Genomic DNA, 15,305 nt, shown 5'->3' with positions numbered 1-15,305 from the left:
CGCAAATTCCCCACTCGACCCCTGAACGCCTCAGCCGCGCTGCTCGACGGACGTCAGCTCGACGATCCAACCGTCGCCGGTACGGCTTTGGTGAAGCTGCGGTTGAATATTCCAATATTTAGCGGCTTCGGTCAATTCAGCCTCTACATCTTGCCCCTTCGGAAACAGCGCTTTTGCACCCTGGCGCATCAGCGGCTCCGCAAAGCCGATGAGTTGATGTAGCGGAGCCAGCGCACGCGCGGTGACGCAATCCACGGGGCCGGTGATTCTATCCACATTATCCCCGATCTCCGCGAGATGTACGAGCCCCGGAGATGCGGTGACGCGAACTGCTTCGCGCAGAAAGGCCGCCTTCTTGGCGATTCGCTCGACGAGGTGGACGCTGGCGCCAGGCGTCCCGGCCATGGCACAGGCGAGGACGATTCCGGGGAAGCCGCCGCCGCTACCGAGGTCGGCCCAGCGTTTGGCCAAAGGGGCGAGATCGACGAGCTGGAGCGAGTCGGCGATGTGCCGGGTCCAGAGCTGCGGCAGGGTCGAGGGCGCGACCAGATTGGTCTTGGCCTGCCACTCCCGGAGCAGCGCGATGTAGCGATCGAGTCGTTCCTCGGTTTCACGTGAAACGGGGGCGAGCCTGAGGGCCGCGAGCTTGTCCGCGGCGATGATCGCGTCCAGCGACCGATCGTTGGCGCTGGCCTTGTCGATCTTCGGCTTGATCGGCGTCGACTCGGATCGGCGACTCGCGCCCTCGCCCGCCGATGGTTTCCCTGATGACGATCTGCCGCCCGGCCCGCGCTGTTTCACGTGAAACGCCTATGCGATCGCCTTTGAGGTCTTCCGTGCCTCGCGCCGGAGGTAGGCCGCGAGGATACCGAGAGCCGCCGGCGTCATGCCGTCGATCCGGCCAGCCTGGCCAACGGTGAACGGCCGCGCCTTCTCAAGCTTGGCCCGCACTTCATTGGAAAGACCAGGGACCTGCTGGTAATCGACGTCCGACAGCACCATCCCCTCGTCTCGCCTGAAAGCTTCGACGTCGGCGCTCTGGCGCTCGAGATAGACGTCGTACTTCGCGTCGATCTCCAGATGGGTGGCGATGACCGGGTCGATCGCCGACAGCTCCGGCCAGATGGTCCGGACCTGGCTCCAGCCGATGTCGGGATAGGCCATCAACTCGAACGCCGAACGGCGCTGGCCGTCCCGGTTCAGGGACAGGCCGTGCTTGATCGCCTCGTTCGGCGTGATGGTCAGGGACTTCGACAGCGCCCTGGCCGCATTCAGAGCGTCCATCTTGGCGCGGTGATGCTGCGTCCGGGCGCTCCCGACGCATCCGAGCTCAATCCCCTTCTCGGTGAGACGCTGATCGGCGTTGTCGGCGCGCAGGGTCAGCCGGTACTCGGCCCTGGAGGTGAACATCCGATAGGGTTCGCTGATCCCGCGGGTGACGAGGTCATCGATCATCACACCGAGATAGCCATCGGCACGGTCGAACACTGTCAGGGCGGCGCCGCTCGCGGCCAAAGCTGCGTTCAGGCCGGCCACGATGCCCTGCCCGGCAGCTTCCTCATATCCGGTGGTGCCGTTGATCTGACCCGCCAGGAAGAGGCCACGCAGACGCTTGGTCTGGAGGGTCGGATCGAGCTCGCGGGGATCGATGTGGTCGTATTCGATGGCGTAGCCCGGGCGAACCATCTTCACCTGCTCCAGGCCAGGAATGCTGGCGAGGATCGCGAGCTGGACCTCCTCCGGCAGCGAGGTCGAGATGCCGTTGGGATAGACAGTGCTATCGTCGAGCCCTTCCGGCTCCAGGAAGATCTGATGCCCGTCGCGGTCGCCAAAGCGGACGATCTTGTCCTCGATCGAGGGACAGTAGCGCGGTCCGGAACTCTTAATCTGGCCGGAGTACATCGGAGAGCGATGGACGTTCGCGCGAATCACCTCATGGGTCGCGGAGGTCGTTCGGGTGATCCCGCACTGGATCTGCGGGGTCGTGATCCGCTCGGTCATCACCGAGAACGGCTCCGGCGGCTCATCTCCGGGCTGCATCTCGACCGCTGACCAGTCGATCGTGGTGCCGTCCAGACGCGGCGGAGTTCCGGTCTTAAGCCGTCCAAGGGTGAAGCCTGCCCGCTCAAAGGAGGCGGAGAGACCCATCGCCGGGGCCTCTCCGACCCGCCCAGCCGGCCAGTTCTTCTCGCCGAGATGGATCAGACCGCGGAGGAAGGTGCCGGTGGTGACGACGACGGCCCCTGCCCGAAGCTCGCGGCCGTCTGCCAGGCGTAGGCCGGTCACCCGGCCCTCGGCCACGATCAGCTCGTCTGCCTCGCCCTCGATGACGGAAAGACCTTCGGTGTCCCGGATCGCAGCCTGCATGGCTGCGGCATAGAGCTTCCGGTCGGCCTGAGCCCGGGGGCCTCGGACAGCCGGTCCCTTGCGGCGATTGAGGACGCGGAACTGGATGCCGCCGGCATCGCCGACCCGGCCCATCAGACCATCCAGCGCGTCGACCTCGCGGACCAGATGGCCCTTGCCGAGGCCGCCGATGGCGGGGTTGCAGGACATCGCGCCGACCGTGGAGAAACGGTGCGTCACCAGAGCGGTCGTCGCACCCATCCGGGCGGAAGCAGCCGCGGCTTCACAGCCGGCATGGCCGCCGCCAATCACGATGACGTCGAAACTCTCTCGCTCTGTTCGCATGGGCGGACTTCTATCTCAGAGGTGGAGAAGCCGGAAGTAGAAACTGGGTGAGGCGGTTGTTTCACGTGAAACGGTGCGGCCAAGTAGGCGATGCGCATTTTCGCGAAAACAACCCCATGCACAGTAGAAGGGACATTGAGAGGACTGCTGTTTCACGTGAAACAGGATGGGTCTGACCGGGAGAGAACTCCTGGCGAGATCTCGCACGGTTCTGGACGGGGGTAGAGAGGGCACAAGCGATGGGTCTGCTCCGTCATTGCGAGCGGAGCGAAGCAATCCAGAATCCCTCCTTGGAGGCAGTCTGGATTGCTTCGTCGCAAGGGCTCCCCGCAATGACGGGCTTCGGGGACGACCGGCGGCCAAGACCCTCACTGCCCGTCAGGCGATCAGACCGTGCGTACGAACACTGCGACCAGGGCGGTCCAATCGTCCCGCGGTTTCACGTGAAACAGGCCGGAGCCTGCAAGGCACGTGGTCCACGTGAAACGGACCGGAACCGACCCCGCCGCTGTTTCACGTGAAACGCAAGGAGCGTGACAAGCTTGTAGCCTGGATGGAGCGCAGCGAAATCCGGGAAAGGTGTTCCGGCTGCGGAGCCGTCCCCGGATTGCGCTTCGCTTCATCCGGGCTACGAAACGAGCCCCCGTTTCACGGGAAACGCAAGGACTGGAACAAGCTCTAGTTCTACAATGAAGAACTAGTCCTATTTTCCGATGCAGAATTTCTGGAAGATGGCCCCGAGGACGTCCTCGACGTCGACCCGGCCCAACAGCCGACCCAAGGCATAGGCCGCAGCGCGCAGCTCTTCGGCGGCAAGCTCTTCGCCGTCTTCTACAAGCTCCAGGCTCCGGCGCAAGCTGTCTGAGGCCCGGCGCAACAGATCTCGCTGGCGGGCCCGGGTCACCAATGCGCCCTCGGTGGTCCCGAAAAACTCGGCGGCGAATTTCACGAGAGCGTCGATCAGGTCGGGAACGCCGTCCCCCCGGCTCGCCGAGATCCCGAACTCGCCGCGCGGCCCGACCTCCCCCGCCTCGCCCAGATCGATCTTGTTGCGGACGATCCAGACCGCGCCGCTCGATTGATCACGCCCGGGGCCGGACTTCACCAGCGATTGCATCGCGCCCGGATCGACGGCGTGGCCACCCTCGACTAGCCACAGCACGAGGTCGGCGTCTTCGGCTCGGGCTCGCGCTCGGCGCACGCCTTCCTGCTCCACGGGATCGTCGGTCTCCCGGATGCCAGCCGTGTCGATCACCGTGACCGGGTAGCCGTCGAGATCGAGCTGCACCTCGATCACGTCGCGCGTGGTGCCGGCGTAGGGCGAGACGATCGCGACCTCGCGGCGCGCGAGCTGATTGATCAGCGTCGACTTGCCGACATTCGGCTCGCCGGCGATCGCGACCACCAGGCCGTCGCGCAGGCGTTCAGAATGTCCCTGTGCCGCAAGGACTTCTGTGATTTCGTCATACAGCGCTTTGATCGCTTTCACCGCTGGCGCCCTCAACTCGGCTGGCACATCGCCCTCGTCGGAAAAATCGATGCCGGCCTCGATCAGCGCCGACGCCTCGATGATGCGCTCGCGCCAGTCGCGCGCGCGATCGCCGAGCAGGCCCTGCAACTGGCGCAGCGCCTGGCGGCGCTGACGATCGGTATCGGCATGGATGAGATCGTCGAGACCCTCGGCCTCCGTGAGATCGAGCTTGCCGTTCTCGAAGGCGCGCCGCGTGAATTCGCCGGGCTCGGCCGCGCGCGTATTCGGAATAAGGGAAACCGCGGAGAGGAGCGCCGCGAGCACCGCGCGGCCGCCATGGACGTGAAATTCGGCGACGTCCTCGCCGGTCGCGCTGGCCGGCCCCGGAAACCAGAGCACGACCGCGTCGTCGATCGCCTGGCCCGCGCCATCGCGGAGCAGCCGGCGGCTGGCCTGTCTCGGCGCCGGCTGCTTCCCCGCCAGCGTCGTGAGTGCGAGGCCGGCCTGCGGGCCCGAGACGCGCACCACGGCGATCGCGCTGGGCGCACGGCCGGACGACAGCGCAAAGATGGTCTGGTCTCGCGGATGCATGGCCTATTTGTCCGGCTGGCGGGGAAAAGGCAAACGGCCCGTTCTCGCGATGCCGACGCCCCCCCTTTTGCTGCGCTCTGGCCCGCAGCAACGGCTCTATTGCGATGCAACATAAAGCGCAGCATTTTGCTGCAGAGGCAGCCTCGCCCAAGCACCAAATGGTCAGGCAGCGTCAAGTATTATGTAAATATATCAATAACTTACGGAAGATCCGATTTTCCTTTCGTCCCATCGCCATGCTGCATTTCTTCCGCAGCAAAGCCGCACAAACGAAAAAGGGCGCCCGGAGGCGCCCTCTGATCTCATGCTGCATCGCACTCAGGTGTTCATCGAGTCGAAGAACTCTGAATTGCTCTTGGTCGAGCGCAGCTTGTCGAGCAGGAAGTCGATCCCATCCATGGTGCCCATCGGGTTCAGGATGCGGCGGAGCACGTACATTTTCTTGAGCACCTGCGGATCGGTGATGAGCTCCTCCTTGCGGGTGCCGGAGCGCGAGATGTCGATCGCCGGGAAGGTGCGCTTGTCCGAGACCTTGCGGTCCAGGATCAGTTCGGAGTTACCGGTGCCCTTGAACTCTTCGAAGATGACTTCGTCCATGCGGCTGCCAGTATCGACCAGCGCGGTTGCAATGATCGTCAGCGAACCACCCTCCTCGATATTGCGGGCGGCACCAAAGAAGCGCTTCGGGCGCTGGAGCGCGTTGGCGTCGACACCACCGGTCAAGACCTTGCCGGATGACGGCACCACGGTGTTGTAGGCGCGGCCCAGGCGCGTGATCGAATCGAGCAGGATGACGACGTCGCGGCCATGCTCGACCAGACGTTTTGCTTTTTCGATCACCATCTCGGCGACCTGGACGTGACGAACCGCCGGCTCGTCGAAGGTCGACGAAACGACCTCGCCCTTCACCGAGCGCTGCATGTCCGTGACTTCTTCCGGACGTTCGTCGATCAGCAGCACGATCAGATAGCATTCGGGGTGATTGTGCGCGATCGAATGCGCGATGTTCTGCATCAGCACGGTTTTACCCGTGCGCGGCGGCGCGACGATCAGCGCGCGCTGGCCCTTGCCGATCGGCGCGACGATGTCGATCACCCTTGCAGAAAGGTCTTTCCGCGTCGGATCGTCGATTTCCATGCGGAAGCGCTGATTCGGAAACAGCGGCGTGAGGTTGTCGAAATTGACCTTGTGCTTGGCCTTTTCCGGGTCCTCGAAATTGAGTGTGTTGACCTTCAGCAGCGCGAAATAGCGCTCGCCCTCTTTCGGGCTGCGAATGTGGCCTTCGATGGTGTCGCCGGTGCGCAGACCGAAGCGGCGGATCTGCGAGGGCGAAACGTAGATGTCGTCCGGTCCCGGCAGATAATTGGCGTCCGGCGAGCGGAGGAATCCGAAGCCGTCGGAGAGCACCTCGACGACGCCCTCGCCAACGATGTCGGTTTCAGCAATCGCGAGCTGCTTGAGGATGGCGAACAGCAGCTCCTGCTTGCGCATGGTGCTGGCATTCTCGACCCCATTCTCTTCCGCGAACGAGACAAGCTCGGCCGGCGTCTTCGACTTGAGGTCCTGGAGTTTAATTTCCCGCATTGGGGTGGTCCTGTGGGGTAACCTTGGGAGGGGGTGCGAGGAGGCTCTGAAATGCGGACGCGAGAAGGTAAGGTCCGCAGGTCTGGCAAGGAGAGCGCCGGTGAGGCTTCAAACCTGATGCGGTGTCCGGCCTCTGGAAAGCTCAGACAAAACCACATCCGCCTGCGTTGGGTGGGATGTCGCCAATATAGAAAATCGCTTTCCACTCCGCAAGCCGAAGCGCTGAGCGATTCATCGCAAGCCTTGCCTAGAACGGCTTCACGATCACCATGATGACGATCAAAATCATCAGAGCAGTCGGCACCTCATTGATAATTCGATAGAATTTCTGGCTACGCGGACGCCGGTCGGCGGCGAAATCCTTGCACCAGCGTGAAAAAAAGCCGTGGACCCCAGACATCGCCAGGACCAGTGCCAGTTTTACGTGCAGCCAGCCGAAAGAGAACCAGTGGCCGGACCAGGCGAGATAGAGCCCGGCAAGCCATGTGACGATCATGGCGGGGTTGATGATCGCCTTGAGCAGCCGGCGTTCCATCACTTTGAACGTTTCCGACTGCTTCGAGCCGATCTCGGCCTCGGAGTGATAAACGAACAGCCGCGGCAGATACAGCATGCCCGCCATCCAGGAGATGACGGCGATCACGTGCAGCGCCTTGATCCAGAGATAGACGTCTTCGAACATTTTCTGCGCCCGGCTTTCTGTCCAGCGCAGGGAACGCTGGGGATAGTAAGAACTCGTTAAGGTCTCACCCTACACACTTATCCGTCCGTAGCGCCTTCCTCTAATCTAGAATCTTAGATTCTTAAGGTTTGAGTCTATGTGACCGTGAATAGGACTCACACAATTCCGTCCGCACGTTCACGTGCGCTTGTTCACATCCATCAACATATCCCTGATGCTTCCTGCGGCCTTCGATAAGTCGGCCAGCTTCAAAGGCTTGCGCGTTTCTGTCGGCAGCTTATCAAGGGGGTTGTCCGCGCAATCCCGTTTTCCTCTCAACAGGTCGCCGGACTTGTTCCGATGGGCAGTGGTGTGAAGAAAATTGGCACTTGTCCCGCCCCTGGTGTCGCGCAACCCTTTCCGAGGGGTTAAGGTCCACAGAAATCCACAAACCACACCGCCTCCATACAAAGGGCTTTTGTGCCGACCTCGAACAATTATTTCCATCTCCACCTGGTCTCCGACTCCACCGGAGAGACGCTGATCACCGTCGCGCGCGCCGTCGCGGCGCAGTACGCCAACGTCACCCCGGTCGAGCATGTCTATCCCCTGGTGCGCAGCCAGAAGCAGCTCGATCGCGTGCTCGACGAGATCGAGGAGGCGCCGGGGATCGTGCTGTTCACGCTGCTGGAGAAGGATCTGGTCTCTCGGCTCGAGGACAAGTGCAAGCAGATCAACGTTCCGAGCCTGTCGATCATCGGGCCGGTGATGCAGTTGTTCGAAGCCTATCTCGGCGCCGCGACCACGGGCCGCGTCGGCGCCCAGCACGTCCTCAATGCGGAATATTTCAAGCGCATCGACGCGCTGAACTACACGATGATCCACGACGACGGCCAGCATGTCGAAGGCCTCGACGATGCCGACGTGGTGCTCGTCGGCGTCTCACGCACCTCCAAGACACCGACGTCGATCTATCTAGCCAATCGCGGCATCCGCACCGCCAACGTGCCATTGGTTCCGGGCATTCCGGTGCCGGCACAATTGGAGACCCTGACGCGGCCGCTGGTGGTGAGCCTGCATGCGACGCCGGAACGCCTGATCCAGGTGCGCCAGAACCGCCTGCTCTCGATGGGTGCCGATACCAGCGGCGACACCTATACCGACAGGCAGGCGGTCGCCGACGAGGTCGCGTTCGCGCGCAAGCTGAGCGCCAAGCACGACTGGCCGCTGCTCGACGTCACGCGGCGATCGATCGAGGAAACCGCCGCGGCGATCATGAAGCTCTACAGTGACCGCCAGCGCAACCGGCCTACGGGATAGTTTCGGCGATGTCTCTCTGGCGCGGCGAAACTCCGTTGATACTGGCCTCGCAGAGCAGCGCGCGAAAGATGCTGCTGGCTAGTGCCGGACTGGAGTTCAAGGCGATTGCGGCCGATATCGACGAGCGCGGCATTCAGGCCGCCTCGAAACTTTCAGGCCCGCATGACATCGCCCTGCTGCTGGCGCGTGAGAAGGCCAAGGCGGTCTCGGCCGGTCATCCGGGGAGCTATGTGATCGGTGCCGACCAGACCCTGGCTCTCGGCGAGCGTCTCTTCAACAAGCCTGCAGGCCGCGCAGAGGCGATGGCGCAATTGCTCGACCTCGCCGGCAAAAGCCACGCGCTGAATTCCGCGGTGGCCGTGGCGCGAGATGGCAAGATCGTTTTCGAGGATGTTTCGGTGGCCCGCATGACCATGCGGCCGATGACCGAGACGGAGCTTTCCGCCTATCTCGACGCCGCCGGCGATGCGGTGACGACCAGTGTCGGCGCCTATCAGCTCGAAGGTCTCGGCAGCCATCTGTTCGAGCGCATCGAGGGTGACCATTTCACCATTCTCGGGCTGCCGCTGCTGCCGTTGCTTGCGTTCCTGCGGCGCGAACGGCTAGTTGCAGTGTGAACGACAGGAACGGCTGCCTGCTGATGCGGATCCTTGGACTGACCGGCTCGATCGGGATGGGAAAATCCACCACCGCGAAATTGTTCGCGGAGGCCGGCGTTCCCGTCTATGACGCCGATGCCGCTGTCCATCAGCTCTACGAGGGCGAGGCCGCGCCCGCGATCGAGGCCGCCTTTCCCGGCACCACCTCGAACGGCAAGGTTGATCGCCCAAAACTGTCCGCGCGCGTCGTGCATGATCCGGCCGCGATCAAGCAGCTCGAACAGATCGTTCATCCGATGCTCGGCGCCTCCCGGCAAAAATTCTTCGCCGATGCGGAAGCAGCCAAGGCGCCCGTCGTGGTCCTGGATATCCCGCTGCTGTTCGAAACCGGCGGCGAGAAGCGGGTCGACGCCGTCGTCGTGGTGTCGACCTCGCCGGAACTCCAGCGCAAGCGTGTGCTGGAGCGCGGCACGATGGACGAGGCCAAGCTCGACGCGATCATCGCCAAGCAGACGCCGGATGCCGAGAAGCGCAAGCGGGCCGATTTCGTAGTGGATACGTCACACGGACTTGAACCCGTGCGCGCCCAAATCACGCACATTCTGGCCGAGGTCGTTAAGATGCCGCAGCGGCGAGCCTGATTCGCTGCCTCACACGGCCTCTTGATCATGCGTGAAATCGTTCTCGACACCGAAACCACTGGCCTCGATCCGCTCCGCGGCGATCGGTTGGTCGAAATCGGCTGCGTCGAGATTTTCAACCGTATGCCGACGGGCCAGACGTATCACGTCTATATCAATCCCGAACGGGACATGCCGGCGGAAGCCTTTGCGGTACACGGGCTGTCGGCCGAGTTCCTGTCGACCAAGCCGCTGTTCCACGAGGTCGTCGACCCGTTTCTGGAGTTCATCGGCGATGCGCCGCTGGTGATCCACAACGCTTCGTTCGACATCGGCTTCATCAACGCCGAGCTCGACAAGGTCAAGCGCGTCGCGATCCCGCGCGAGCGGCTGGTCGATACGCTGCTGTTGGCGCGGCGCAAGCATCCGGGCGTGTCGAACCGGCTCGACGATCTCTGCTCGCGCTATTCGATCGACAATTCACACCGCACCAAGCACGGCGCGCTGCTCGACGCCGAACTCTTGGCCGAAGTTTATGTCGATCTGGTCGGGGCGCGGCAATCGCAATTGCTCCTCGCTTCGGAAGGCGAGGACATTCGCGCCAATGCGGCTGGCGATGTGCCGCGGCGGCAGCGGACCGTGCCGCTCGCGCCGCGGATTTCCGATGCCGAGCGCGAGGCCCATCGGGCCTTTATCGCAACGCTCGGCGACAAGGCGATCTGGAACGAGTTCCTGCCCGCTCCAGCCGCCCCTCCGGCTGTTTAGGCCTGACCGCTCGTCTGCTGAGCGGCCATTTGCCGCTCCATGTTCTGACGATAGAGACCGACGAAGTCGACCGGATCCAGCATCAGGGGCGGGAACCCGCCGTCGCGCACGGCGGTCGCGATGATCTCGCGGGCGAACGGGAACAGCAGACGCGGGCACTCGATCATGACCAGCGGATGCAAATTCTCCTTCGGCACGTTGGTGATGCGGAACACGCCGGCATAGGCGAGCTCGAACGAGAACATGATCTTACCGGCGGTCTCGGCCTTGCCCTCGACCGACAGCGTCACCTCGAACTCGGTTTCGCTGAGATTGATGGCGCTGACATTGATCTGGATGTTGATCTGGGGCGGCTGGCCCTGCTGCTGGAGCGAGGTCGGCGCGTTCGGATTCTCGAACGAAAGGTCCTTGATATACTGCGCCAGAACGTTGAGCTGGGCAGCCTGGGCCGCCTCGGGAGGGGTGCCGTTGCCGTTGGTCATGAGAGTCTCTCCTTACCCGATTTGGGCTGAATTTCGCGGCGGTTGGCTAACATAGGGCCGCCTCACTCCACAAGGACGAACGACCCCGGATCGGGTATCCGCGCCGCCCCCGCAATTGTGACGTTCACCCGGCCCTCCTGACGAAATCGCGCGTTAAACGATTGAAGATGCGCGATTTCCGGGCAGGATCGGGTTTCCCCTTAAGCATAAAACGCGCTACACTCGGCGCTGTGCCAAAAGGCGCCATTGGCCGGGCAAGATTTCGTGCCTACATCCCGAGGACCAGACGCGCGGACCTAAAATGGTGATGTAGACTTGCCGTTCCCGTATGGAACGGTCTACTGGCCGGATTGATTTTCCCGGCGACGACCCGAGACGGCCCCTTTCAGCGAAGACCAGAAAGCGAATACGACGTGGACATCTACACCATCATCTTCCTGGCGCTGGCGGTCTTCATCTTTCTGAGGCTGCGCAGCGTGCTGGGACAGCGGACGGGTAACGAGCGGCCGCCGTTCGACCGCACCGCCGCCCGCAATGCGCTGGGGGGTGCCCAGGACAAGAACGTCGTGACCATGCCGGGCAAGGTGATCGACCAGGCCCCGCTGGCGCCGACCGCCGAGCCGGCTCCGCCCTCCGACCGCTGGAAGGGCCTGACCGAGCCGGGCACCGCGCTCGCCCAGGGTCTCGATGCCATCGTCGACAAGGATTCCACCTTCGACCCGCGCCATTTCATCTCGGGCGCCCGCGGCGCTTATGAGATGATCGTGCTGGCCTTTGCCAATGGCGACCGCCGCGCGTTGCGCGACCTGCTGTCGTCGGAGGTCTATGATAGCTTCGACGCCGCCATCAAGGAACGCGAGAAGTATGAGCAGAAGACCGAGACGCGTTTCGTCTCGATCGACAAGGCCGAGCTCGTCGGCGCCGAGCTGCGCGACCGCACGGCTCAGCTCACCATACGATTCGTCTCGCAGATGATCTCGGCCACCCGCGACAAGAGCGGCAATATCGTCGACGGTAGTGCGGACACGGTCGCCGACATCACCGACATCTGGACCTTCGCCCGCGATATCACCTCTCGCGATCCAAACTGGAAGCTGGTTGGCACCGGAAGCGCGAATTAAGAATTTCCTGAAGAACAGCGCGACGGCGCTTTGCGCAGGTGCCGTCGTGCTGTCGTCGTTTTCGCTCGGCGCCGAGGCGGCGCGGCGTCACTATCGCAGCCATCACCATCATCTCCCGGCACTTGCCGCCGCCCCGCCGCGCGCCTTGCCCTATCCGCAGCTCCCTTTGCCGTTCGAAATCCCCGGTGCGCAATATCTGCCGCTGACCTGGACGGACGTGAAAGGCTGGAGCGACGACGACCATCTCGCCGCCTACAAGACGTTCCGCGCGAGCTGCCGGACGATCAACGCGCAGACCGGTGCGGCCGAACCGAAGGCGCTTGGCGGCTCGCTGAGCGAGCCCTGCAGGGCCGCCAAGTCGCTCGAGCTCACCGACGACGGCAAAGCCAGGACCTTCTTCGAGGAGAATTTTGCACCGCTGCGGATCTCGCGCCTCGGCGAGCCCGACGGTTTCGTCACCGGCTATTACGAACCGGTGCTGGAGGGATCGCGGACGCAGACCGACGTCTTCAACGTGCCGGTCTATCGTCGCCCGTCGAACCTGTTCGTGCGCGGCTACAAGCAGGACTCGGTCAGCTTGCCCAACAAGGGCCCGGTCTACCGCAAGATCGGCCGCCGCAAGCTGGTGCCCTATTACGATCGCGGCGAGATCGAGGACGGCAAGATCGCCGGCCGCGGGCTGGAGATCGCCTGGCTGAAGGACCCGACCGATCTGCTGTTCGCCCAGATCCAGGGCTCGGCGCGGATCAAGTTCGACGACGGCGGCACGGTCCGGCTGAATTACGACGCCTATAACGGCTATCCCTACACGGCCGTCGGCCGTGTCCTGATCGAGCGCGGCATCATTCCGAAGGAGGAGATGTCGATGCAGAAGATCAGGGAGTGGATGGCGCAGAACCCCGATGGCGCCAAGGATCTGCGCCGCCAGAACCGATCCTACATCTTCTTCCGCGAGGTCAATCTGTCCGACAAGGAAGAAGCGGTGGGTGCGCAGGGCATTCCGCTGACCGCCGGCCGTTCGATCGCGGTCGACAAGGCACTGCACGTCTACGGCACGCCGTTCTTCATCGAGGGCGAGCTGCCGATCGATTCCGAACGCTCCAAGACGCCGTTCCACCGGCTGATGATCGCGCAGGACACCGGCTCGGCCATCATCGGCCCCGCGCGCGCCGATCTCTATTTCGGCGCCGGCGCGGATGCCGGCCGTGTCTCGGGACGGCTGCGCCATCCCATGCACTTCGTCATGTTGGTACCGAAGGGCCTCGATCCCGCAGTACGCGCCGCGAAGTTGCCGGTGCCGGACCCGCGTCCCTCGGAGAAGATCGCAAGGCTGTTTCCGCAGACCGATCCTGCCAAGGATTCGCCCAAGGATCAGACCAAGCCCGCGGCTCCGGCCGCAGCCGTGGCGCAAGGTAAGGGTGAGACCGTCGCCGTTGCCAATCCGGTCCCGTTGCCGGTGCCGCGTCCCGTGATAGAGCCCGTTCAGGAGCCGCGGCGGCCAGTCAAGAATCGTCCCCATCGGCAGCAATGAAGCGATCGTCCCGTCCGCCCGTGCTGGAGCCTCGTACCTCGCCGCGCCGCCGTGCGCTGAGCGAGGAGGAGCGCGCGCTGTGGGATGCGGTCGCAAAACAGGTCAAGCCGCTGCGGAAGCATCGCGTGGCAAAGACACACGCCCCGCCGCGCACTGAGCCTTCACCGGCAGCGCCGGCTACGCGATCTGCGCCATCGCCACGGCCGATCGCTGCCGCGCCGGCGGTGCGCATGGCAAAGCCGGCCATGCCGCCGCTGGCACCGCTGGGCAAGCGCGAGCGCACAAAATTGTCGCGCGGCCGCAGCGAGATCGAGGCGCGGCTCGATCTGCACGGCATGACCCAGATACGCGCCCACCGGGCCTTGACCGGCTTCCTGCACCGCGCCCATGATGACGGCCTGACCTTCGTGCTCGTCATCACTGGCAAGGGACGGAGCGGCGGCGAAAGCGGCGTGCTCCGCCGCCAGGTGCCGGAATGGCTGAGCCTGCCGGAATTCCGCGCCTTCGTCGTCGGCTTCGAGGAGGCGCATATCGGCCATGGCGGCGAGGGCGCGCTCTATGTGCGGATACGCCGGGCGAGGTATTAGAACGGCCGGACGATTCCGACGCGCGGGATCAGCGTGAGGATCAGGCCGAAGATATTTGTCTTCCGATCCTCCGACGCGATCAGCGGTGCATTGTACTTGGCCGGCAGCATCTTCACCGCGTGCAGGATCAGGAACAGGCAGACCGCCCAGTTCGAGATCCAGCGCGAATAGTCGAACACCATCGCGAACATCACGAGATAGGCGAGACTGATGCCGATCAGCGCCGCGATGACGAGGCGCCGGTGCAGGTCGTTCGCGAGCGCGCCGATCACGCCGGCAAAATAGCGCCAGAGTGGCGTGTGCAGCCAGATCAGCAGGGCAAACACCGGCACGCCGAGGATGTTGTGCGGCAGGCGGCCCCAGGTATCCGAAACCTCCTTCGCCAGCGGCTGGTACCAGATGTAGGCGAATTGCAGCAGGTCGGTCCGCGCCGGATCAGCCATCCGGGTCTTCAGGTAGGCAACGAAATCCGCTTCCGGGATCGGCATCGTTCCCAGGAATTGCGCCGCGAAGAACAGCGCGCTCACGCCAAGCAATGCCACCAAACCAAACGCGACATTCGTCTTGGTGACGCTGTAGGCGAGGTAGTGCCTGATCACGACGATGGCGATGATCGTCGGCACATACATCAGCAGATGAATGTGGTGGATCAGCACGAGGACGATCGAGAACAGCGCGGCCATTGCGACGAACAGCAGCGAGCCCGCCGGCATCAGCAGCAGGATGATCGCCAGCGCGCAGCCATAGATGTCGAAATGGCCGAGCGTGTGCATGAAGTTCTTGAGAAAGAACGGCGAGCCCGCGATGAAGACGAACAGCGGCAGCGTTCTCGCGGTGAAGCCGAACGTTTTCTGGAATAGCCTTGCGTACAGCCCCAGCGTCACCAGCCACGTCGCTCCGCCGAGCGCGAACACCAGCCAAACCGGCACCTTGTCCGTGAACAGCGCGACGATGGCCCCGATCAGCGCGCGCTTGATGAAGCCGAAATGATAGTCGACGAGGAGGTGGATGTAGGGGACGTAAGGCGGCAGCTGGATCTTGTGGACGAACACGCCGACGATGACCGCGGCGTTGATCGCGAGCAGGAGACGCCAGGGATTTTTCTGAATCTGGGCGATCACGCCGCACCCGAACTGACGCGATCTACCTCCGCCGTCGTCCCCGACAAGCGAGCACAGCGAGCGCAGATCCGGGACCCATAACCACAGGAAGTCGTTCGAGCCGGGATCGTGGTCGCCATCTGTTTCAACAAGAGCCGCTGGTGGTTATGGGTCCCTGCTTT

The 15,305-nt window shown here is 63.5% G+C and carries 14 protein-coding genes; 7 read left to right on the top strand and 7 right to left on the bottom strand.

The genetic code is table 11. The features are described 5' to 3' along the window. Positions 1–30 precede the first annotated feature (30 nt). From rsmG to hemJ, 5 genes are all read right to left on the bottom strand, one after another. On the bottom strand, positions 31–801 hold the full coding sequence (rsmG, locus tag AB7245_RS01195) for a 16S rRNA (guanine(527)-N(7))-methyltransferase RsmG (RefSeq protein WP_063980281.1): 771 nt from the start codon (positions 799–801) through the stop codon (positions 31–33). 9 nt (positions 802–810) lie between these two features. Then, positions 811–2,691, bottom strand: a complete 1,881-nt coding sequence (gene mnmG / locus AB7245_RS01190; protein WP_063980280.1) for a tRNA uridine-5-carboxymethylaminomethyl(34) synthesis enzyme MnmG — start codon at positions 2,689–2,691, stop codon at positions 811–813. A gap of 703 nt (positions 2,692–3,394) precedes the next feature. After that, a complete protein-coding gene (gene mnmE, locus AB7245_RS01185) occupies positions 3,395–4,753 on the bottom strand; it encodes a tRNA uridine-5-carboxymethylaminomethyl(34) synthesis GTPase MnmE (protein WP_063980279.1) in 1,359 nt (452 codons plus the stop codon). Positions 4,754–5,071: 318 nt separating this feature from the next. Then, the gene (gene rho, locus AB7245_RS01180) at positions 5,072–6,337 is read right to left on the bottom strand and encodes a transcription termination factor Rho (RefSeq protein WP_045004625.1); all 1,266 of its coding nucleotides are present in this window, start codon (positions 6,335–6,337) and stop codon (positions 5,072–5,074) included. Positions 6,338–6,584: 247 nt separating this feature from the next. Beyond that, positions 6,585–7,019, bottom strand: coding sequence for a protoporphyrinogen oxidase HemJ (hemJ, locus tag AB7245_RS01175; RefSeq protein ID WP_028150172.1), 435 nt, complete (start codon positions 7,017–7,019; stop codon positions 6,585–6,587). 459 nt (positions 7,020–7,478) lie between these two features. Here hemJ and AB7245_RS01170 point away from each other — a divergent pair, with 459 nt between their 5' ends. From AB7245_RS01170 to dnaQ, 4 genes are read left to right on the top strand one after another with little or no spacing between them, the layout of a single operon-like run. After that, a complete protein-coding gene (locus AB7245_RS01170; protein WP_028150170.1) occupies positions 7,479–8,318 on the top strand; it encodes a pyruvate, water dikinase regulatory protein in 840 nt (279 codons plus the stop codon). Between the two features lie 8 nt (positions 8,319–8,326). Beyond that, positions 8,327–8,935 carry a Maf family protein gene (locus AB7245_RS01165; protein WP_063980276.1) on the top strand — a complete coding sequence of 203 codons (609 nt, stop codon included), beginning with the start codon at positions 8,327–8,329 and terminating at the stop codon, positions 8,933–8,935. Positions 8,936–8,958: 23 nt separating this feature from the next. Further along, on the top strand, positions 8,959–9,558 hold the full coding sequence (gene coaE, locus AB7245_RS01160) for a dephospho-CoA kinase (protein ID WP_063985974.1): 600 nt from the start codon (positions 8,959–8,961) through the stop codon (positions 9,556–9,558). A 27-nt stretch (positions 9,559–9,585) separates the two neighbouring features. Beyond that, positions 9,586–10,302, top strand: coding sequence for a DNA polymerase III subunit epsilon (gene dnaQ / locus AB7245_RS01155; protein WP_063985973.1), 717 nt, complete (start codon positions 9,586–9,588; stop codon positions 10,300–10,302). Here the strand turns inward: dnaQ and secB are convergent. Beyond that, entirely contained in the window at positions 10,299–10,784 is a 486-nt protein-coding gene (gene secB / locus AB7245_RS01150; RefSeq protein ID WP_028150166.1) for a protein-export chaperone SecB, read from the bottom strand. The genes dnaQ and secB overlap by 4 nt on opposite strands. 413 nt (positions 10,785–11,197) lie before the next feature. On the opposite strand from secB, the gene AB7245_RS01145 reads away from it, so the two are divergent. From AB7245_RS01145 to AB7245_RS01135, 3 genes are read left to right on the top strand one after another with little or no spacing between them, the layout of a single operon-like run. Continuing rightward, positions 11,198–11,905 carry a Tim44/TimA family putative adaptor protein gene (locus AB7245_RS01145; RefSeq protein WP_063980275.1) on the top strand — a complete coding sequence of 236 codons (708 nt, stop codon included), beginning with the start codon at positions 11,198–11,200 and terminating at the stop codon, positions 11,903–11,905. Beyond that, on the top strand, positions 11,883–13,436 hold the full coding sequence (mltA, locus tag AB7245_RS01140) for a murein transglycosylase A (RefSeq protein WP_063980274.1): 1,554 nt from the start codon (positions 11,883–11,885) through the stop codon (positions 13,434–13,436). The genes AB7245_RS01145 and mltA overlap by 23 nt, the downstream gene beginning before the upstream one ends. Next, complete coding sequence (locus tag AB7245_RS01135; RefSeq protein WP_063980273.1) at positions 13,433–14,023, top strand: Smr/MutS family protein; 591 nt, start codon at positions 13,433–13,435, stop codon at positions 14,021–14,023. The genes mltA and AB7245_RS01135 overlap by 4 nt, the downstream gene beginning before the upstream one ends. Here the strand turns inward: AB7245_RS01135 and AB7245_RS01130 are convergent. Next, the gene (locus AB7245_RS01130; protein WP_063980272.1) at positions 14,020–15,144 is read right to left on the bottom strand and encodes a hypothetical protein; all 1,125 of its coding nucleotides are present in this window, start codon (positions 15,142–15,144) and stop codon (positions 14,020–14,022) included. The genes AB7245_RS01135 and AB7245_RS01130 overlap by 4 nt on opposite strands. Between the last annotated feature and the right edge of the window lie 161 nt (positions 15,145–15,305).

This window comes from Bradyrhizobium sp. 604_D8_N2_3 (assembly GCF_051810765.1).
Classification (GTDB): Bacteria; Pseudomonadota; Alphaproteobacteria; order Rhizobiales; family Xanthobacteraceae; genus Bradyrhizobium; species Bradyrhizobium barranii.
The sequence above is the reverse complement of the archived record's forward strand: the minus strand, read 5'-3'. Positions and strand labels throughout refer to the sequence as shown.